The 19,447-nt window shown below is 66.5% G+C and carries 15 protein-coding genes; 5 read left to right on the forward strand and 10 right to left on the reverse strand.

The features are described 5' to 3' along the window. Positions 1-746: SURF1 family protein (locus tag AOZ49_RS10550; RefSeq protein ID WP_054475384.1), on the reverse strand; the 746-nt coding region annotated here is incomplete at its 3' end. A gap of 36 nt (positions 747-782) precedes the next feature. Here AOZ49_RS10550 and AOZ49_RS10555 point away from each other — a divergent pair. Continuing rightward, on the forward strand, positions 783-983 hold the full coding sequence (locus AOZ49_RS10555; RefSeq protein WP_006392373.1) for a twin transmembrane helix small protein: 201 nt from the start codon (positions 783-785) through the stop codon (positions 981-983). Between the two features lie 162 nt (positions 984-1,145). Here the strand turns inward: AOZ49_RS10555 and AOZ49_RS10560 are convergent, their stop codons facing one another. From AOZ49_RS10560 to coxB, 5 genes are all read right to left on the reverse strand, one after another. Beyond that, on the reverse strand, positions 1,146-2,021 hold the full coding sequence (locus AOZ49_RS10560) for a cytochrome c oxidase subunit 3 (RefSeq protein ID WP_054433785.1): 876 nt from the start codon (positions 2,019-2,021) through the stop codon (positions 1,146-1,148). Between the two features lie 38 nt (positions 2,022-2,059). Next, a complete protein-coding gene (locus AOZ49_RS10565; RefSeq protein ID WP_006392371.1) occupies positions 2,060-2,284 on the reverse strand; it encodes a DUF2970 domain-containing protein in 225 nt (74 codons plus the stop codon). Positions 2,285-2,290: 6 nt separating this feature from the next. Then, positions 2,291-2,419, reverse strand: coding sequence for a cytochrome oxidase small assembly protein (locus tag AOZ49_RS32425; protein WP_006392370.1), 129 nt, complete (start codon positions 2,417-2,419; stop codon positions 2,291-2,293). A gap of 35 nt (positions 2,420-2,454) precedes the next feature. Further along, a complete protein-coding gene (ctaD, locus tag AOZ49_RS10570; protein ID WP_054475182.1) occupies positions 2,455-4,062 on the reverse strand; it encodes a cytochrome c oxidase subunit I in 1,608 nt (535 codons plus the stop codon). Positions 4,063-4,163: 101 nt separating this feature from the next. Then, positions 4,164-5,321: a cytochrome c oxidase subunit II gene (gene coxB / locus AOZ49_RS10575; protein WP_035359862.1), complete on the reverse strand. Its 1,158-nt coding sequence runs from the start codon at positions 5,319-5,321 to the stop codon at positions 4,164-4,166. 292 nt (positions 5,322-5,613) lie between these two features. On the opposite strand from coxB, the gene AOZ49_RS10580 reads away from it, so the two are divergent. Beyond that, positions 5,614-6,420 (forward strand): NUDIX hydrolase, encoded by an 807-nt coding sequence (locus AOZ49_RS10580; protein ID WP_054433783.1) that lies wholly within the window; start codon positions 5,614-5,616, stop codon positions 6,418-6,420. Position 6,421: 1 nt separating this feature from the next. Here the strand turns inward: AOZ49_RS10580 and AOZ49_RS10585 are convergent, their stop codons facing one another. Next, the gene (locus AOZ49_RS10585; protein ID WP_054475184.1) at positions 6,422-9,211 is read right to left on the reverse strand and encodes a cation:proton antiporter; all 2,790 of its coding nucleotides are present in this window, start codon (positions 9,209-9,211) and stop codon (positions 6,422-6,424) included. 188 nt (positions 9,212-9,399) lie between these two features. Between AOZ49_RS10585 and cpdA the strand changes: the two genes are divergently transcribed. After that, positions 9,400-10,239 carry a 3',5'-cyclic-AMP phosphodiesterase gene (gene cpdA / locus AOZ49_RS10590; RefSeq protein WP_054475186.1) on the forward strand — a complete coding sequence of 280 codons (840 nt, stop codon included), beginning with the start codon at positions 9,400-9,402 and terminating at the stop codon, positions 10,237-10,239. A gap of 343 nt (positions 10,240-10,582) precedes the next feature. On the opposite strand, the gene rpoH is transcribed toward cpdA, so the two are convergent. The 3 genes from rpoH to fghA form a co-directional block, all read right to left on the reverse strand. Continuing rightward, positions 10,583-11,467 (reverse strand): RNA polymerase sigma factor RpoH, encoded by an 885-nt coding sequence (rpoH, locus tag AOZ49_RS10595; RefSeq protein ID WP_054475189.1) that lies wholly within the window; start codon positions 11,465-11,467, stop codon positions 10,583-10,585. A 195-nt stretch (positions 11,468-11,662) separates the two neighbouring features. Further along, on the reverse strand, positions 11,663-12,352 hold the full coding sequence (locus AOZ49_RS10600) for a hypothetical protein (protein ID WP_054475191.1): 690 nt from the start codon (positions 12,350-12,352) through the stop codon (positions 11,663-11,665). A gap of 96 nt (positions 12,353-12,448) precedes the next feature. Next, entirely contained in the window at positions 12,449-13,312 is an 864-nt protein-coding gene (gene fghA / locus AOZ49_RS10605; RefSeq protein WP_054475193.1) for an S-formylglutathione hydrolase, read from the reverse strand. Positions 13,313-13,543: 231 nt separating this feature from the next. Here fghA and AOZ49_RS10610 point away from each other — a divergent pair, with 231 nt between their 5' ends. Continuing rightward, complete coding sequence (locus AOZ49_RS10610) at positions 13,544-14,338, forward strand: hypothetical protein (RefSeq protein WP_054475195.1); 795 nt, start codon at positions 13,544-13,546, stop codon at positions 14,336-14,338. A gap of 369 nt (positions 14,339-14,707) precedes the next feature. Beyond that, positions 14,708-19,447 (forward strand): glutamate synthase-related protein, encoded by a 4,740-nt coding sequence (locus AOZ49_RS10615; RefSeq protein ID WP_054475197.1) that lies wholly within the window; start codon positions 14,708-14,710, stop codon positions 19,445-19,447.

The raw sequence follows: 19,447 nt of genomic DNA on the forward strand, positions 1-19,447 counted from the left end.
CCCAGCACCACCAGCCACGCGATCGCGGCGAACAAGGCAAAAGAGAACCACTCTACCGCGTAGACCGTGTTCTGCTGGAAATTCACCGACGGCTGCGGCCAGTCGTGCACCAGGCCGTCGTCCTGGCCCAGGCCGAACTGGCTCACCACCGTGGGCAGCAGGGTCAGGCCGGTGGCGCGCGCCAGGGCGTCCAGCGGCAGGTTCTGCACCTGCGGCACGGCGCCGCCGGCCGCGGGCAGCGTGGCGGGCAGGCTGGAGGCATCCTGGCCGCCCAGCGACCACAGCTCGAACATGCGCGGCACGCGCGGCGACAGCTCGCCCTTGATGATCTGCTCGCCCTGGGGCGTGGCCGGCAGCGCCGGCGCGCCCTGGCCCTGGATCACCCGGGGCAGCCAGCCGCGCAGCACCAGCACCGCGGTGCGCTTGTCGGCGTCCAGCAGCAGCGGCGTGGCCAGCCAGTAGCCGGGCCGGCCGTCATGGTTGCGGTTGTCCAGCAGTACACTGAATTGCGGCAGCCACGTGCCGCTGGCCTGCGCCACGCGCCACGGCTTCATGTCGGCCGGCGCGGTCGAGGGCGCCAGCTGCAGCGGCGCCTGGTTGCGGCCGGCCTCGATAGCCGCCAGAATGTCGCGTCGCTCGTCGGCGCGCCGCAGTTGCCATTGGCCCAGCGACGCCAGGATCACCACGGCGATCCCCAGCAGGAGCAAGGCGGCTACCGTGTAGCGGGTTGAATGCGGTCGGGCCATTTGTCTTCAATACATTCGATTTGTCCGGAGACCATCATGCGCGTTTTCGTCGTACTGGCCTTCATCGGGATTCTGGCCAGTCTGGCATCCGCCCTGGTCTACCTGATGCGGGACAAAGGCAGCACCAACCGCACGGTCAATGCGCTGACGGTGCGCATCGGCCTGTCGGTGGCCCTGTTCCTGTTCGTGCTGTTCGCCCACCACATGGGCTGGATCGAAAGCACCGGTCTTAGATAGGCCCGCGTCCGGCCGGTTCCCGCCAGATGCCGGCGGGTCCGGCCCTATTGGAACACGACCGCCCTGAAACGAAGGGCGAGGCCCGCGGCGCCGGTGTTGCCCGGCGGCCCGCCAGCCTCGCCCCGTGTCCCGCCAGTCGGCCCGGCAACGCCGGGCCCCGCCTCAGAACCAGTAGACGAACAGATACAGGCCCAGCCACACCACGTCCACGAAGTGCCAGTACCAGGCGGCGCCTTCGAAGCCGAAGTGATGGTCGGCGGTGAAATGGCCGCGCATCAGGCGGATCAGGATGACCGTCAGCATCGTGGCGCCCAGGATCACGTGGAAGCCGTGGAAGCCGGTCAGCATGTAGAACAGCGAACCGTAGGCGCCCGAATTGAACTTGAGGTTCAGCTCGGTGTACGCGTGGTGGTATTCAGCGGCCTGGCAGGCCACGAAGATGAAACCCAGGATGACCGTGGCGGCCAGCCAGAACATGGTCTTGCCGCGATGGTTCTCGCGCAGCGCGTGGTGGGCGATGGTCAGCGTCACGCCCGAGCTCAGCAGCAGCGCGGTGTTGATCGTCGGCAGCCAGAAGGGGCCCACGGTCTGGAAGTGCTCGACCACGCCGGCCGGACCGAAGTTGGGCCACACCGCCTGGAAGTCGGGCCACAGCATCAGGCGGTGGTCCATGTCGCCCAGCCACGGCGTGGTGATGGTGCGCACGTACCAGAGCGCGCCGAAGAACGCCGCGAAGAACATCACTTCCGAGAAGATGAACCAGCTCATGCCCCAACGGTACGACCCGTCGATGCGCTTGCTGTTCATGCCGGCCTCGGATTCCTGGATGGCGTCGCCAAACCAGTAGTACAGCACCACGATCAGCGCGATGAAGCCGGCCAGCACCGACCACTTGGCCCAGCTCACGCCGTTGATCCAGCCCGCGGCGCCCAGGCCCATGAGCAACAGCGCCACGGCCGTGCGCACGGGATGCCCCGAATCGGCGGGCACGTAGTAATAGGGTGCCTCTTTACCTTGAACCGAGTGGCTTGCACTCATGGCTTTCTCCCTGGTACTGATTTATAGAATTAAGTGATTCAAGTCAGGCTGGATACCGCCCAACGCACAATTAACACCAGCACGGTCACGAAGATCGCCGCCGCCAACAATCCCGCCACGATCACGTGCACGGGATTGAGCCTGGCGCTGTCCTCGCGGTAGCCCGCGCCCTTGCGGACGCCGAAAAACCCCCACGCCACCGCCTTCATCGTCTGAAGGAAACTCAGCTTGCGCTGGGCGGATTCACGCAGGTCGTCGCTCATGGTTCGCTAGCCGCCGATGGCCTTGCCCGTCAACAGCGCCGAACCGCGGAACACGGTCCAGGCGAACACGGCAATGACGAATACCAGCAGAATCAGTCCTGCGATCTTGTTGCGTCGGCGCTGCTCGGGGGTCATTGCCATGCTGCCTGTTGCGGGGTTGGAATCGGCGCTCACTTGACTTCGGGCGGCGTTTCGAAAGTGTGGAACGGGGCGGGCGACGGCACCGTCCATTCCAGCCCTTCGGCGCCTTCCCACGGCTTGGCCGTGGCCTTCTCGCCCTTGCCCATGTAGCAGCGCAGCACCGCCCACAGGAAGATCAGCTGCGACAGGCCGAACCAGAAGGCGCCGATGGTGGCGATCTGGTGGAAGGTCGTGAACTGCGCGGCGTAGTCGGCGTAGCGGCGCGGCATGCCGGCCAGGCCCAGGAAGTGCATCGGGAAGAAGGTCACGTTGAACGAGATCAGCGTCGACCAGAAATGCACCTTGCCCAGCTTTTCGCTGTACATGCGGCCGGTCCACTTGGGCAGCCAGTAGTAGGTGCCGGCGAACAGCGCGAACAGCGAGCCGGCCACCAGCACGTAGTGGAAGTGGGCCACCACGTAATACGTGTCATGCACCTGGATGTCGATCGGCGCCACCGACAGGATCAGGCCGGTGAAGCCGCCCATGGTGAACACGAAGATGAAGCCGATCGAGAACAGCATCGACGTCTCGAACGTCATCGAGCCGCGCCACATGGTGGCGACCCAGTTGAACACCTTCACCCCGGTCGGGATGGAGATGAGCATGGTGGCGTACATGAAGTAGAGCTGGCCGGTCACCGGCATGCCCGTCGTGAACATGTGGTGGGCCCACACGATGAACGACAGCACGGCGATCGACGCGGTGGCGTACACCATCGAGGCGTAGCCGAACAGCTTCTTGCGGGCGAACGCGGGCACGATGGCCGACACGATACCGAACGCCGGCAGGATCATGATGTAGACCTCGGGGTGCCCGAAGAACCAGAACACGTGCTGGTACAGCACCGGGTCGCCGCCGGCGGCGGCGTTGAAGAAGCCGGTGCCGAAGTGGCGGTCGGTCAGCACCATGGTGATGGCGGCGGCCAGCACCGGCATCACGGCCAGCAGCAGGAACGCGGTGATCAGCCAGGTCCAGCAGAACAGCGGCATCTTCATCAGCGTCATGCCGGGCGCGCGCATGTTCAGCACGGTCACGATGATGTTGATGGCGCCCATGATCGAGGACGCGCCCATGATGTGCATGGCGAAGATGGCCAGGTCCATGCCCGGGCCCATCTGCAGCGACAGCGGCGCGTACAGCGTCCAGCCGGCGGCGGTGGCGCCGCCCGGCACGAAGAACGACGCCGTCAGCATGATCGCGGCCACCGGCAGCAACCAGAAGCTGAAGTTGTTCATGCGCGCGAAGGCCATGTCGGACGCGCCGATCTGCATCGGGATCATCCAGTTCGCGAAGCCCACGAACGCCGGCATGATGGCGCCGAACACCATGATCAGGCCGTGCATGGTGGTGAACTGGTTGAACAGCTCGGGACGGAAGAACTGCAGGCCCGGCTCGAACAGTTCGGTACGCAGCAACAGCGCCAGCGTGCCGCCTTCGAGCAGCATGACGAACGAGAAGATGAGATACATCGTCCCGATGTCTTTGTGATTGGTGGCGAAAAGCCAGCGGCGCCAGCCCGTGGGCATGGCGTGGTGGTGGTCATCGTGACCGTGGCCGTGGCCCGGCGACACGTGGTCTACAGTGACGCTGCTCATGATGGACTCCTTCCTGCTGAGTGCCGGCCCCGTTCCACGGAACCGGCAGGGTATCTCTGACTAAACGGAACCAGCTCTGGCGATGGGAAAGCGGGGCGCGATCAACGCGCGGCCGCCACGTCCTTCGGCATCACTGTCGGGTCCTGCCCCTTGCCGGCATTGCTCCAGGCATGGCGCGTATAGCTGATGACCGCGGCGATCTCGACATCATTGAGCTGCGGCCCGAACGCCGCCATGGCGGTGCCGGGCTTGCCCTTCAGCACGGTGTTGATCTGGGCGGCTTTCGGGCCCAGGACAACCTTGTCTCCGTCGAGCGCGGGGAAGCTGCCCGGGATGCCCTTGCCGTTGGCCTGGTGACAGGCCACGCAATTGGCGGCGAAAACCTTCTCGCCACGGGCAACCAGTTCGGCTTCCGTCCACTCTTTATTGGGATCGTCGGCGTTTGCCGCCATCTTCTTCTTTTGGTCTTCAACCCACTTATCGTAGTCCGGTTGCGACAGGACTTCCACGACGATGGGCATGAACGCGTGGTCCTTGCCGCACAATTCAGCGCACTGGCCGCGGTAGATACCGGGCTTTTCGGCGCGGAACCACGCATCGCGCAGGAAGCCGGGGATGGCATCCTGCTTGACGCCGAAATCGGGAATCATCCACGAGTGGATGACGTCGGCGGCGGTCAACATCACGCGGATCTTCTTGTCCACGGGCACCACCATGTGGTTGTCCGTTTCCATCAGGTAGAACTGGCCCTTGGGCTCACGGTTCTCGATCTGCGCGCGCGGGGTCGACAGGGTGGCCAGGAACTTGATCCCGGCGGCGGAGCCATCGAGATATTCGTAGCCCCATTTCCATTGGTAGCCGGTGACCTTGACGGTCAGGTCGGCGCTGGAAGTGTCTTTCATGGCGACGACCGTCTTGGTGGCCGGCAACGCCATGGCGATAACGATGATGAAGGGGATGACCGTCCAGGCCACTTCCACGCCGAGGTGTTCGTGGAAGGTCGCGGCCTTGTGTCCGCGGGATTTCCGGTGCGCCCAGATGGAGTAGAACATCACTCCGAAGACGCCCACGAAAATCACGATACAGATCGTGAGCAGTAGCCAGTGCAACCACATGACATCGCGCGTGATCTGCGTGACGCCTTCATGCAGGTTCAGCTGATTGACCTTCGGGCCGCCGGGCATGTCTTGCACCTGAGCGACGGCCACGCTGCCAATCAGCAGCGCACAAGCGCCCAGTATCCCTCTCCACTTCTTCATGCTTACCTCGAAACACGGCGCGAGGGCCCTTGTCGCCTAGTGGCACGGATGTCACTGCAACAGGACTACGCGCAATTATTAGATGGCAGGGCTAGGCAGGGAGATAGAGCGGCCCCCGCATTCCCACTCGAAATCACAAAGAAACTGGCGGATTATAGCGGACGCGCAAATGGATGTAAGTTTGTGCTCTTGAATTCATACCGCCCGCCCCCATCTGCGCGCGTTCGTTCACGACCCAGGGTAAACAGGGGTGGCATAAAATCGCGGACAGTCTTATTAACACTGCCTCACGATGCCCAAACAGCTGTCCGATCTGTATGCCGCCCTGAGCGCACGGGCCCAGGAGCCCGCCCCGGTTGGCGCACACGCGCTCTATATAGCGGGGCGCCGCTGCGGCTGGGCCACGCATGCCGCCTGCGATGCCTTGCAAGGGGCCGCCCATATCGAGTCCGATGCCGACGCGTTGCGCATCGGCGCGACGCTGTCGCCCGGTCCCGCCCTCGACGCGGTGCTCGAACAGGCCGCGCAACTGTTGCGTCAAGCCAACTGCCTGCGCGGCTGGCGCGATGAATTGCTCGACGTGCTGGATGGCGACACCACGCTCGGCGTCATCGAACGCGCGGCGATGCGGCCGCTGGGCCTGTTGACCAAGGCCGTGCACCTGAACGCCTGGACGCCCGATGGCCGCATCTGGATCGCGCGGCGAGCGCTCAGCAAATCCACCGACCCCGGCATGTGGGACACCCTGGTGGGCGGCCTGGCCGGCCGCGGCGAGGACCTGGACGTTGCCTTGGTGCGCGAATGCGGCGAGGAAGCCGGCCTGGACGCGCCGGACCTGGCGCAGCGCTCGCCGCTGCGCACCATCCTGCGCATCCACCGCCGCCTGCCCGAGGGCTACCAGGTCGAAGACGTGCTGACCAGCACCTGCGTGCTGGCGGCGGACGCGCGGCCCGCCAACCGCGATGGCGAAGTGATGGAAATCGCGGCCGCCGACGTCGACACCGTGGTGCAACGCGTGGCCGATGGTGAATTCACGCTGGAAGCGGCGCTGGTGATCCTCGAAGACATCATGCAGCGCCGGGCGGCCGGCGAAATCTGAATCAGGCGCTGGCGCCTCCTGGCGCCGCGTCGGCTTCTCGCGCGTCGGGGTCTCGCGCGTCGGTCTTGTGCGCCTCGGCCTGGCGCGTCTCCACCTGCTGCAACGGCGCGGCGCGCGTCTCGACCTGCTGCAACGGCGCAGGGCGCTTATCGCCCTGCTGCGGCTCGGCCGCCCGCAGCGCCTGCACCGCCCGCGTATCGAGCCCGCTATCCGCCGCCCCCGCGGCCTCGGCCGCTTCCGCCGCCTGTGACGGCGTGAGCGCCGACGCCGGCGCGGGCGCCGGCGCCGGCGCCGCGTTGGCCTGCGAGAACTGCTTCCAGACCTCAATGGCGCGCAGGCGCTGCTTGGCCACCACCTGGATGCGCTCGCGCAGGTGCTCGTCGCGCGCCAGCAGAGCGTGGAAATCGCGCGACGACAGCATCAGCAGCTTGCTGTAGCCCAGCGAGGTCACCTCGGGCGCGATCTGCTGCTCGCCCAGCAGGCCGAGTTCGCCGAAGAACTCGCCGCTGCCCAGTTCGATCATGGTGTTGTCCGGCAGGTGCACCGCCACCGCGCCCGACGCCACGAAGCACATCTCTTCGCCATGCCGGCCCTTGGTCAGCACGCGCTGATCGGGCAGCGACAGGCGCGGCTTGAGCAGCTTGCTGATGGCGCGCAGCGAATCGGCCGACAGCCCCTCGAACAGCGGCACGCGGTTGATCAGGTCGGCCGCGCTCATCTCGATATCCAGCGGCGGATGCGTGTCGATATGCGCCCAGCGGCTCTTCAACTGCGCCATCAGGTCGGCGTAGACCTCGCCGCTGATCAGGAACTGTTCCGGCATGTCGCGGTAGCGGATCCGCTCCAGCTCGCGCGCCACCCGGCCCAGATAGCTTTCCTGCAGCCACTGCGCATACGACGGGTATTGCAGGTTCAGCGCCTGCATCGCGTTCTCGATCAGGTCCAGGCGGCGCTGGTGCAGCGACACGATGCGCTGCGTGGCGGTTTCCCCCAGCAGCGGCGTGATCTGCTCGCGCGCGAACACGATCAGGCGTTGCGCCACCGACCGCTTGCTCATCAGGTTGGCGAAACGATGGCCCAGCTCGCGCGCCAGCCAGCCCTGGAAACCGAACAGGTAGTGCAGCCGCAAGGCCAGCCGGAAGCCCGAGGAATAGCGCACGTCGGCGATGATGGCGCGCTCGAAGCCCGGCACCCCGCCCATGCGGATTGCGTCCTCCAGCCGTTCGGCCCGCGCCAGCAGCGTTTCCGCCATGCGCCAGTCGACGATCTGCGCCTTGAGAATGTCGAAGAACATTTCCTCCTCGCGCTGCGCCACGATCGCCAGGCCCACCGCCACCCGCTGCTCGTCGCTCATCTGGCTGACCTGGCCGTCGTGCACGCTGGTCAGGCTGGCGTCGAACACGGCGCGGATGCGGTCGCGCACCTCGCTGCCGATGTGCTCGGTCTTGGCGACTTCCTCGGTCTTGCCCTGCAGATCTTCCAGCGCCACCGCCAGCGCCTGATTGCGGATGGTGCGCTCGACCGGCGACAGCTGGTTCAGCCCCAGCATCCGGATCAGCGGCCGCAGGCTGATGCCGTTGACGAACAGCGTCAGCAGCACGAAGCCGGTGGTGGCCACCGCGATGAACTGGCGCGCCTCCTCGGCCACGCCGGTCTGCTCGGTCACGGCCAGCGCCAGGGCCAGCGACACGGCGCCGCGCAGGCCGCCCCACAGCATCACCGCCTTATACGGGTTGCTGACCTTGGTGCCCAGCTTGGTCAGCCCCAGCAACGGCAGCAGGCCGAACACCACGATGGCCCGCGCCACCAGCGTCACCAGGAACACCACGGCCACCAGCACCAGTTCCTGCCAGTCGGCGGCCGCCATCAGCTTGGGGATCAGCATGGCCGCGAACAGGAAGATGAGGGAATTGGCCCAGAAGCCGAATTGTTCCCAGGCGCTCGACAGGTATTCGAAGGTGGTCGGCGACATGCGGGTGCGGCCGGTCGACCCCACCACCAGGCCGGCGATCACCGTGGCGACCACGCCCGACACGTTCAGGTAGTGCTCGGAGATGAAGAAGGACAGATAGGCCAGCGTCAGCGTCAGCGTGATCTCGGCCGTGGGAAAGCCACGCAGCCAGGCGAACAGGAAACAGGCCAGGCGCCCCATGGCGAAGCCGGCGATGCCGCCGCCAATGAAGTGCACGATGAAGTCATTGAAGATGCCGCTGACGGTCAGTTCGCCATGGCCGCCCAGCACGGCCAGCAGCACCGAGTACAAGGCGATCGACGCGGCGTCGTTGAACAGGCTTTCGCCTTCCACCAGCGTGGTCAGGCGCTTGGGAGCGCCCACTTCGCGGAAGATGCCCACCACCGCCACCGGATCGGTGGTCGCCACGATGGCGCCCAGCAGCAGACAGACCACCAGGCCATAGGACGAGATCGCGTCCAGCGTCACGCCGACCACCACGGTGCACACCACCACCGCGACGATGGCCATCATCAGGATCGGGCCGATGTCGTCCATCAGGCGCCGCACGTTCATGGACAGCGCGGTCTCGAACAACAGCACCGGCAGGAACACCATCAGGAAGGTCTCGGAGGAGATCTCGAACCGTTCCAGCGAGTCGAGGAAGTCGCCGATCCAGCTCGGCGCCCAGCCATGGACGTGCACGATGATGCCCAGCAAGCAGCCGACGATAGCCAGCAGCACCGAGTAGGGCAGCTTGAGGCGGCCAGCCAGCGGCGGCATGAAGCACACCAGGGTCAACAGCCCGGCCAGGCCGAATACGAGAAAACCTACATCCATGGATAACGCCGCGTCCCGATCATGAAGCTTGTGAGAAGTTCCACAAGAATAGCGGGTTTTCCGGTCGATTCCGGCGAACAGATATTTCCGGCGCACGTTTCGTTACCCCGATCGGGCCGGGCGATGCGCGCCGCGCCATGTTTTTTCGGTATGGTAGGGGCCGTGCAGAAACTTCGCAGGAGCCGCACTTGGCACGCGTCCATACCCTGGCCCGGCGCACCGACGCCCCGGCCATGCTCGTCCAGCTGACCGATTGCCACCTGTTCGGCGAGCCCGACACCGTGATGCTCGGCGTCAACACCGATGCCAGCCTGCGCGCCGTGCTGCGCCAGATCGAGGCCGACGGCAAGCATCCCGACCTGCTGCTGGCCACCGGCGACCTGTCCCAGGACGGCGAGCCCGCCGCCTACCAGCGCCTGGCCGCCATGCTGGGCGCCGCGCCGGCGCTGGAAGGCGCCCGGATCCGTTGCCTGCCGGGCAACCACGACCTGCCCGTGGCGATGCGCCATGAACTGCCCGAATGGTCGGTGCCGGTGACGGACGTGGGCGCCTGGCGCGTGGTCTCGCTGGACACCACCGTGCCCGGCTCGAACGCCGGCCACCTGCCCGACAGCCAGCTCGACCTGCTGGAAGCCGCGCTGGCCGAGGCGCCCGGACGGCACACGCTGCTGGCCATGCACCACAACCCGATGCAGATCGACAGCCACTGGCACGACTCGATGATGATCGACAACCCGCAGGCGCTGTTCAAGCTGCTGACGCGCTGGCCGCAGGTGCGGGTGCTGCTGTGGGGCCACGTGCACCACGAGTTCGACCGCCGCCGCCACAACCTGCGCATGCTCGCCACGCCGTCCACCTGCTTCCAGTTCAGCATCCGCGACGGCAAGCACGTGGTCGACAACCTCGCGCCCGGCTATCGCTGGATCAAGCTTTACCAGGATGGCTCCATGGCCACCGGCGTGCGGCGCGTGCAGGACGCGCTGTGGCAGGCGGCGCAGCCCGGCCCCGACAGCGCGCAAGCGGCCTGAGCAGGCGCCGCGCGTTTCGCGCGCGCAATAAAAAACGGGGCACCATATGCGTGGTGCCCCGCAAGCATCCGTCTCATAGGGGAGGGGAAAGAGGAGAAGCCGAGACGGATGACAAGACTGCCAACCAAAGTTTGCGGTCTACGTGAAGTTAGGCGGCGCCCACCTCATTAAGTTTCTGAAATGGCCCGTTATTTCACAGTGAATTTGTATCAATTTATTGGTGCGTCGCGACAACGGCCGCCACGGCCCCTTCCCACGGGCGCGCACAGGCGGCGGAACCAAAGAAAAGGGCCGCGAATCGCGGCCCTGGGCATGGATGCGGCGGGGAGGATGTGGCGGGGAATCAGGCGGCCAGGTTGCCGCGCATCTTCTTCAGCGCGGCCGCCTCGATCTGGCGGATGCGCTCGGCCGACACGCCGAATTCCTGCGCCAGTTCATGCAGCGTGGCGCCGCCGTCGTCCTGCAGCCAGCGCGCTTCGACGATGCGGCGCGAACGCGGGTCGAGCGCTTCCAGCGCGCTCGACAGGCCCGAGCTCTGCAGCTGGTCGCGCGCGGCGCGTTCCAGCACGCGGGTCGGCTCCTGGCGGCCTTCGTCGGACAGGTAGGCGATGGGCGCGTAGCTGTCGTCATCGTCGTCCTGGTTCTCGAGCGACATGTCGCGGCCGGACAGGCGCACTTCCATTTCGCTCACGTCCTCGCGGCGCACGTTGAGTTCGCGCGCGATGTGGTCGACCTGTTCCGGGCCCAGCGTCTGGCCGTCCGGGCGCATGCTGCGCAGGTTGAAGAACAGCTTGCGCTGGGCCTTGGTGGTCGCTACCTTGACCAGGCGCCAGTTGCGGATGATGTATTCGTGGATCTCGGCCTTGATCCAGTGCACGGCGAACGACACCAGGCGCACGCCGCGCTCGGGGTCGAACCGCTTGACGGCCTTCATCAGGCCGACGTTGCCTTCCTGGATCAGGTCGGCGTGAGGCAATCCATAGCCCAGGTACTGGCGCGCGACCGACACCACCAGACGCAGGTGCGACAGCACCAGCTCGCGCGCGGCGCCCAGGTCTTCGCTGTCGCGCAGGCGACGGCCAAGTTCGGTTTCGCGTTCGGCCGACAGGACCGGCAGGCGGTTCACGGCCGAGATGTAGGCGTCGATCGTGCCGAGCGCGCCCGGATTGGCGATGGCCAACGCCAGGGCGTTGCCGGACGTGGCCAACGAAGTACTGGGTTGTTTCATTGCGACGGTCTCCGGAAGGCGAAGGGGTAAAGACATGGATTCGATGTTAGCACTCTAGTAAAGGGAGTGCTAATTCGACTATTGCGGCGCGTCAAAGTTTCCTTTCCTTGATACGACCCCATTTTAAATCCCCGGCTGTCGGCAGGGCTGGGGTCCGGCTCGCCAGGCGGGTCCGCCACGGGCCAAACGGCCCGGCTACCAGCCCAGGCGCTTCAGGCCGGCCGCGGTGGCCTCGCCATCCGGACGCGCGAACAGCGCGCCGCGGGGATCCATATAGACCTGGTACTTCGCGCCGTCGAACAACGGCATGTAGGCCGCGCTGCCGAATTGGACATCGACAAAGGGGAACCAGTTCGGGAAGCTCTGCTTGAGCGAGCCCAGGTCCGGCGCCGGCCAGTCGTCCAGCGCGTGCACCGAACGCGTCGCCGAGGCCTCGCGCACGGCGTCGCTGTAGCGGCCCGACAGGCGCTCCAGGCGATACAGGGGCGACACGCCGGCCATCAGGGCCGGCAGACGCCAGCGCACCACGCGAGCGTCGATCTGCCACTGGTCGCCGTACAGCACGTACTGCTTGGTGCCCACGCCTGGCGCGGTGGCGCTGACCTGGAACTGGCCCTCCGCCTGCTGGCGGATCTCGATCCGGGCGACCGGTTCGTCCGTGGTCAGCTTGAAGAACTGAACCAGCGACAGCGCCAGCAGCCCCGACACGCCGCCCAACAACAGCAGCAACAGGCCGAACACGCGCCGCACGGGCCGGAACTGGAAGGTGCGCCGGCCGCGCTCGTCGCGCGGGCCGCCCTTGCCCAGCAACATCGCCATGCCCGGCAGGAAGACGACCACCGCGGCCAGCAGGATCCAGACGAAGGGAGCGATTCCGTTGATCAAATCAGGCGATCCTATGCAAAGAACGCCACGGCCGGGGACCGGGCGGGGGACGCCGCGGGCCTGCCACGGCAGGCCGCCCAGTATAGAAGCGGGGCGTCAGGCCGCCGGCTTTCCAAGCCGCTCGACGTGAAACCGGATGTGATCCTCGATGAAGGTCGAGATGAAGTAATAGCCATGGTCGTAGCCCTCCTGGCGGCGCAGCGTCAGCGGCTGGCCGGCGCTGGCGCAGGCGGCCTCGAATACCTCGGGATACAACTGCTCGGCCAGGAACTGGTCGGCGGTGCCCTGGTCGACCAGGATGCCGTCGGGGAACGGCTGGCGCAGGCCGCGCATCAGCGCCGAGGCGTCGTAGGCGGCCCAGTCGTCGCGGTTCTCGCCCAGGTAGGCGCCGAACGCCTTCTGGCCCCAGGGGCACTGGCTGGGCGCGGCGATCGGGGCGAAGGCCGAGACCGAGCGGAACTTGCCCGGATTGCGCAGCGCCAGCACCAGCGCGCCGTGGCCGCCCATCGAGTGGCCGAAGATGCCGACGCGCGCGGCGTCGCCCGGCAGGGCGGTGGTGACGATGCCATGGAGCTCGCGGGTCACGTAGCTGTCCATGCGGTAGCGGGCGCGCCAGGGCGCGGTGGTGGCGTCCAGGTAGAAACCGGCGCCGGTGCCCAGGTCCCAGCTTTCGTCTTCGCCGGGCACGTTGGCGCCGCGCGGGCTGGTGTCGGGCGCCACCAGCATCACGCCCAGTTCGGCGGCCAGGCGCTGCGCGCCGGCCTTGATCATGAAGGTTTCCTCGGTGCAGGTCAGGCCGGCCAGATAGAACAGCACCGGCACCGGGCCGTGCTCGGCCTGCGGCGGGACGAACACCGAAAACCGCATCGGCAGGCCGATCTCGGCCGACTCATGGCGGTAATAGCGCTGCGAACCCCCGAAACAACGATGCTGGGAAATGAGTTCCAGGGAGGCGGGCATGGGAAGTCTCCGGGTCTGAGGCTGAAGAAAATTCGGTCGGAATTAGGGTATATCCACGGTACGAGGATCCGTCGCCGAATGTTAACCTGCCCGAATTGGAGTCCTTTCCACAAAAAGTAGCGATTCCGCGCCCATATTGTGATCGCGGGGCTTGACCAGCGTTCACCGTGGCACTATTTATATACGTGAGAGAAGACAACCCGTTCTTCTGGAAGCGCAAGCCCTGACACTATGGCCCGTCTGCCCCGTCTGTACGCCCCTGGGCTGCCCCAACTGGTGCAGGCCAACTTCATTCAGCCGCTGGCGGCGGCATCACAGCCCGCCCCGGCCGATATCCTCAACCAGCTGGCCACGTGGCTGGGCGAATCCGCCCAGCGCCACCGCGTGTCGGTGCACGGCTGGCTGCTCGCCAACGACCGCATCCTGCTGCTGGCCACCCCCGCCGACGAGGAAGGCCTGCCGCGCCTGATGCAGACGCTGGGGCGCAACCTGGCGGCGCGCCTGCGCGGCGGCCGGGTGTTCGCCGGACGCTACCGATCGGCCCTGCTCGAACCCGGCGCCTGGGTGCTGCCCGCGCTGGTCTGGCTGGAAACCTACCCGGTGCGCAGCGGCGCCTCGCAGGATCCCGATTCCTGGCCCTGGTCGTCGGCCTCCAGCCATACCGGCAACACCACCGCCGCGCCGGCGCAGTGGCAGTCCGACCACGCCGACTACTGGGCCTGCGGCAACACGCCGTTCGATCGCCAGGCCAACTACCGCAAGCGCCTGCAGGACGGCCTGTCGCGCGAGGAAAGCCAGCGCATCGATCAGGCCGTTTCGGGCCAGTGGGCGCTGGGCGGCCCGAGTTTCATCGCCAGCCTGGCCCACACCGCCAGCCGCCGCGTGGCCCCGGGCCAGCGCGGACGCCCGCGCAAGAAGCCGGCCACGCCGGCCGCCGCCGAGTCCGACAGCGATGCCGCGGTGTCCGCACCGTCGGCGTCACCGCCGCCCACCACCGGAACCTCCGGAAGCGGATCGTCTTCCTGACACAGCGCCTTCGGGCGCTTTTTTCATGCCGCCGCGAGCACATCGCGGCGGCATGATCGCGTGCTCCAGCTCGGCCCAACGGGCGTCGAACGACCTGCCGGATTTGCCAAAAAGCATCACAATAATTGGGGACTGAACATAGGGAAAATGGGGGATTTATCTCCCCAGGGTCGATGCCGGCCGGCACACCCCCTTGGCAAGCCTTGATTGGCGCGGCCGTTGTTGCGTCCCCATATTAATGCTCTATGACGGTGCATCTAATTAATTAGGGTCACACCCCTTATATTCCTATTGCACCCTACTGCTCTCGGGGGTATTGTCCGTTCCTGCACTGCAACATTAGAACGCAGTCTTACTGCGGAGCGCGCCATGCCCCAAATCACCCCGAACGAATCCTGTCCCACCCCCAAGGCGACCCCGATCGATGCCAGCCGCATCGGCCTGCCGCCTGCCCAGGGCCTGTACCACCCCAAGAACGAACATGACGCCTGTGGCGTGGGGTTCGTGGCGCACATCAAGGGCAAGAAAAGCCACGCCATCATCCAGCAAGGCCTGAAGATCCTGGAAAACCTGGATCACCGCGGCGCGGTGGGCGCGGACAAGCTGATGGGCGACGGCGCCGGCATCCTGATCCAGATCCCCGATACGCTGTACCGCGACGAGTTCGCGCAGCACGGCATCACCCTGCCCCCGCCCGGCGAATACGGCGTGGCCATGGTGTTCCTGCCCAAGGAAACGGCCTCGCGCCTGGCCTGCGAACAGGAACTCGAGCGCTCGGTGCGCGCCGAAGGCCAGGTCGTGCTGGGCTGGCGCAACGTGCCCGTGGACGTCGACATGCCCATGTCGCCCACCGTGCGCGACTGCGAACCCGTGATCCGCCAGTTGTTCATCGGCCGCGGCGCCGACGTGATGGTGCCGGACGCGCTCGAGCGCAAGCTGTACGTGATCCGCAAGACCGCCAGCCACGCCATCCAGAACATGCACCTGGCGCACGGCAAGGAATACTTCGTGCCCTCGGCCTCGGTGCGCACCGTGGTCTACAAGGGCCTGCTGCTGGCCGACCAGGTCGGCCGCTACTACCGCGACCTGGCCGACCCGCGCACCGTGTCGGCGCTGGCGCTGGTGCACCAACGCTTCTCGACCAACACCTTCCCGGCCTGGCCGCTGGCCCACCCGTACCGCATGATCGCCCACAACGGCGAAATCAACACGGTCAAGGGCAACTTCAACTGGCTGCGCGCCCGCGAAGGCATGATGCAGTCGGCCGTGCTGGGCGACGACCTGAAGAAGCTGTACCCCATCGTCTATGAAGGCCAGTCGGACACCGCCACGTTCGACAACTGCCTGGAACTGCTGGTGAACTCGGGCTACTCGCTGGCCCACGCCATGATGATGATGATCCCGGAAGCCTGGGAACAGCACACGCAGATGGACGAAAGCCGCCGCGCTTTCTACGAATACCACGCCGCCATGATGGAACCGTGGGACGGCCCCGCCGCGGTCGCGTTCACCGACGGCCGCCAGATCGGCGCCACGCTCGACCGCAACGGCCTGCGCCCGGCGCGCTACCTGGTGACCGACGACGACATGGTCATCCTGGCTTCCGAAGCCGGCACCCTGTCGATCCCGGAAAACCGCATCATCAAGAAGTGGCGCCTGCAGCCGGGCAAGATGTTCCTGATCGACCTGGAACAGGGCCGCATCATCGACGACGCCGAGATCAAGCTGCAGCTGGCCAACAGCCGTCCGTACCGCCAGTGGATCGAACGCCTGCAGATCAAGCTGGAATCGCTGCCGGCCCCGCGCCAGGCCGCCGTGCCCACGCAGTCGCCGGTGGCGCTGCTGGATCGCCAGCAAGCCTTCGGCTGGACCCAGGAAGACTACAAGTTCATCCTGGAACCCATGGCCTCGACCGGCGAAGAAGTGATCGGCTCGATGGGCAACGACGCCCCGCTGGCCGTGCTGTCCGACCGCGCCAAGCCGTTCTACAACTATTTCCGCCAATTGTTCGCCCAGGTCACCAACCCGCCGATCGACCCGATCCGCGAACAGATGGTGATGTCGCTGGTGTCGTTCATCGGCCCCAAGCCCAACCTGCTGGACATCAACAACGTCAACCCGCCGCTGCGCCTGGAAGTGTCGCAGCCGGTGCTGGACTTCGCCGCCATGGCGCAGATCCGCGACATCGAACAGGTCACGGGCAAGAAGTTCCGCAGCTTCGAGCTGGACATCACCTACCCGGCCGCCTGGGGTCCCGAGGGCATTGAAGCCCGCGTGGCCGCCCTGTGCGCGCGCGCCGTGGACGCGGTGCAAAGCGGCTACAACATCCTGATCGTGTCGGACCGCCTGGTCGACGGCGAGCGCGTGGCCATCCCCGCGCTGCTGGCCACCTCGGCGGTGCACCAGCACCTGATCCGCGCCGGCCTGCGCACCAACACCGGCCTGGTGGTGGAAACCGGCTCGGCCCGCGAAGTGCACCACTTCGCGCTGCTGGGCGGCTATGGCGCCGAGGCCATCCACCCCTACCTGGCGCTGGAATCGCTGGGCAAGATGAGCGACCCGGAAAAGGCCGTCAAGAACTTCATCAAGGCGATCGGCAAGGGCCTGAACAAGGTGATGTCCAAGATGGGCATTTCCACCTACATGTCCTACACCGGCGCCCAGATCTTCGAGGCAGTCGGCCTGCAGAGCAGCCTGGTGAACAAGTACTTCACCGGCACCGCCTCCAACATCGAAGGCATCGGCATCTTCCAGGTGGCCGAGGAAGCGCTGCGCCAGCACCGCGCCGCGTTCAGCAGCGACCCGGTCCTGGCCAACGACCTCGACGCCGGCGGCGAATACGCCTACCGCGTGCGCGGCGAAGAGCACATGTGGACGCCGGACTCCATCGCCAAGCTGCAGCACGCCTCGCGCGCCAACAACTACCGCACGTACAAGGAGTACGCGCAGATCATCAACGACCAGAGCCGCCGCCACATGACGCTGCGCGGCCTGTTCGAGTTCCGCTTCGACCCGTCGCGCGCCATTCCGCTCGATGACGTCGAATCGGCCAAGGACATCGTCAAGCGTTTTGCCACCGGCGCCATGTCGCTGGGCTCGATCTCGACCGAGGCGCACTCGGTGCTGGCCGTCGCCATGAACCGCATCGGCGGCAAGTCCAACACCGGCGAAGGCGGCGAGGACGAACTGCGCTACCGCGCCGAAATGCGCGAAGGCCGCAGCACCATCAAGGACGGCGACACGCTGGCCTCGCTGCTGGGCCCGGAACGCATCGAAGCCGACGTCGAACTCAAGAAGGGCGACTCGCTGCGCTCGAAGATCAAGCAGGTCGCCTCGGGCCGCTTCGGCGTCACCGCCGAGTACCTGTCGTCGGCCGACCAGATCCAGATCAAGATGGCGCAGGGCGCCAAGCCCGGCGAGGGCGGCCAGCTGCCCGGCCACAAGGTCTCGGAATACATCGCCAAGCTGCGCTATTCGGTGCCGGGCGTGGGCCTGATCTCGCCGCCGCCACACCACGACATCTACTCGATCGAGGACCTGGCGCAGCTGATCCACGACCTGAAGAACGTCAACACCAAGGCCTCGATTTCGGTCAAGCTGGCGTCGGAAGTCGGCGTTGGCACGGTGGCCGCGGGCGTGGCCAAGGCCAAGGCCGACCACGTCGTGATCGCCGGCCATGACGGCGGCACGGGCGCCTCGCCGGTGTCGTCCATCAAGCACGTCGGCACGCCGTGGGAACTCGGCCTGGCCGAAACCCAGCAGACGCTGGTGCTGAACCGCCTGCGCAGCCGCATCCGCGTGCAGGCCGACGGCCAGATGAAGACCGGCCGCGACGTCGTCATCGGCGCGCTGCTGGGCGCCGACGAGTTCGGCTTCGCCACGGCGCCGCTGGTCGTCGAAGGCTGCATCATGATGCGCAAGTGCCACCTGAACACCTGCCCGGTGGGCGTGGCCACGCAGGATCCGGTGCTGCGCAAGAAGTTCCAGGGCAAGCCCGAGCACGTCGTCAACTTCTTCTTCTTCATCGCCGAGGAAGTGCGCGAGATCATGGCCCAGCTGGGCATCCGCAAGTTCGACGACCTGATCGGCCGCGCCGACCTGCTGGACATGCGCTCGGGCGTCGAGCACTGGAAGGCGCAGGGCCTGGACTTCGCCCGCGTGTTCCACCAGACCCAATCCGACGCCGACGTGCGCCAGACCGAAGAGCAGGACCACGGCCTGGCCGGCGCGCTCGACCACCAGCTGATCGAGCGCAGCAAGCCCGCGCTGGAGCGCGGCGAAAAGGTTTCGTTCATCGTGCCGGTGCGCAACCGCAACCGCACCATCGGCGCCATGCTGTCAGGCGCGGTGGCCGCGCGCTACGGCCACGAGGGCCTGCCGGACGACACCATCCACATCCAGTGCAACGGCACCGCCGGCCAGAGCTTCGGCGCGTTCCTGGCCCATGGCATCACCATGGACCTGGTGGGCGAAGGCAACGACTACGTCGGCAAGGGCCTGTCGGGCGGTCGCATCATCGTGCGCTCGCCCAATGACTTCCGCGGCTTCGGCCCCGACCACATCATCGCCGGCAACACCGTCCTGTACGGCGCGCTGGCGGGCGAGGCCTTCTTCAACGGCGTGGCCGGCGAACGCTTCGCGGTGCGCAACTCGGGCGCCGCCACCGTGGTGGAAGGCACCGGCGACCACGGCTGCGAATACATGACCGGCGGCACCGTGGTGGTGCTGGGCGCCACCGGCCGCAACTTCGCCGCCGGCATGTCGGGCGGCGTGGCGTACGTGTGGGATCCGGAGCGCACGCTCAAGCAGCGCGCCAACCTGTCGATGGTCGAACTGGAAGCCGTGGCGCCGCACGCCGAACAGCAGGCCCAGAACAACATCGACGTCTGGCACAGCGCGCAGCGCGGCGGCGAACGCGAAACGGATGAAGCCATCCTGCGCCGCCTGGTGGAAGACCACTTCCGCTACACCGGCAGCTTCCGCGCCCGCGAAATCCTGGGCGACTGGGAAGCCTCGCGCGGCAAATTCGTAAAGGTCATGCCGACGGACTACCGCCGCGCATTGGGTGAAATGTGGCGTGCAGCCAACCCGCAACAACTGGCTGCGTGA

Origin of the sequence: Achromobacter sp. 2789STDY5608615, from assembly GCF_001298995.1 — a bacterium.
GTDB lineage: Bacteria > Pseudomonadota > Gammaproteobacteria > Burkholderiales > Burkholderiaceae_B > Achromobacter > Achromobacter insuavis.

What these genes read in the sequence shown, in the direction of transcription:
- AOZ49_RS10610 (WP_054475195.1), top strand. Translation starts at nt 13,544, where the DNA reads ATGGCCCGTCTGCCCCGTCTGTACGCCCCTGGGCTGCCCCAACTGGTG.
- AOZ49_RS10565 (WP_006392371.1), bottom strand. Translation starts at nt 2,284, where the DNA reads ATGAGCGACGACCTGCGTGAATCCGCCCAGCGCAAGCTGAGTTTCCTT.
- coxB (WP_035359862.1), bottom strand. Translation starts at nt 5,321, where the DNA reads ATGAAGAAGTGGAGAGGGATACTGGGCGCTTGTGCGCTGCTGATTGGC.
- AOZ49_RS10580 (WP_054433783.1), top strand. Translation starts at nt 5,614, where the DNA reads ATGCCCAAACAGCTGTCCGATCTGTATGCCGCCCTGAGCGCACGGGCC.
- rpoH (WP_054475189.1), bottom strand. Translation starts at nt 11,467, where the DNA reads ATGAAACAACCCAGTACTTCGTTGGCCACGTCCGGCAACGCCCTGGCG.
- ctaD (WP_054475182.1), bottom strand. Translation starts at nt 4,062, where the DNA reads ATGAGCAGCGTCACTGTAGACCACGTGTCGCCGGGCCACGGCCACGGT.
- AOZ49_RS10615 (WP_054475197.1), top strand. Translation starts at nt 14,708, where the DNA reads ATGCCCCAAATCACCCCGAACGAATCCTGTCCCACCCCCAAGGCGACC.
- fghA (WP_054475193.1), bottom strand. Translation starts at nt 13,312, where the DNA reads ATGCCCGCCTCCCTGGAACTCATTTCCCAGCATCGTTGTTTCGGGGGT.
- AOZ49_RS10560 (WP_054433785.1), bottom strand. Translation starts at nt 2,021, where the DNA reads ATGAGTGCAAGCCACTCGGTTCAAGGTAAAGAGGCACCCTATTACTAC.
- AOZ49_RS32425 (WP_006392370.1), bottom strand. Translation starts at nt 2,419, where the DNA reads ATGACCCCCGAGCAGCGCCGACGCAACAAGATCGCAGGACTGATTCTG.
- AOZ49_RS10555 (WP_006392373.1), top strand. Translation starts at nt 783, where the DNA reads ATGCGCGTTTTCGTCGTACTGGCCTTCATCGGGATTCTGGCCAGTCTG.
- AOZ49_RS10585 (WP_054475184.1), bottom strand. Translation starts at nt 9,211, where the DNA reads ATGGATGTAGGTTTTCTCGTATTCGGCCTGGCCGGGCTGTTGACCCTG.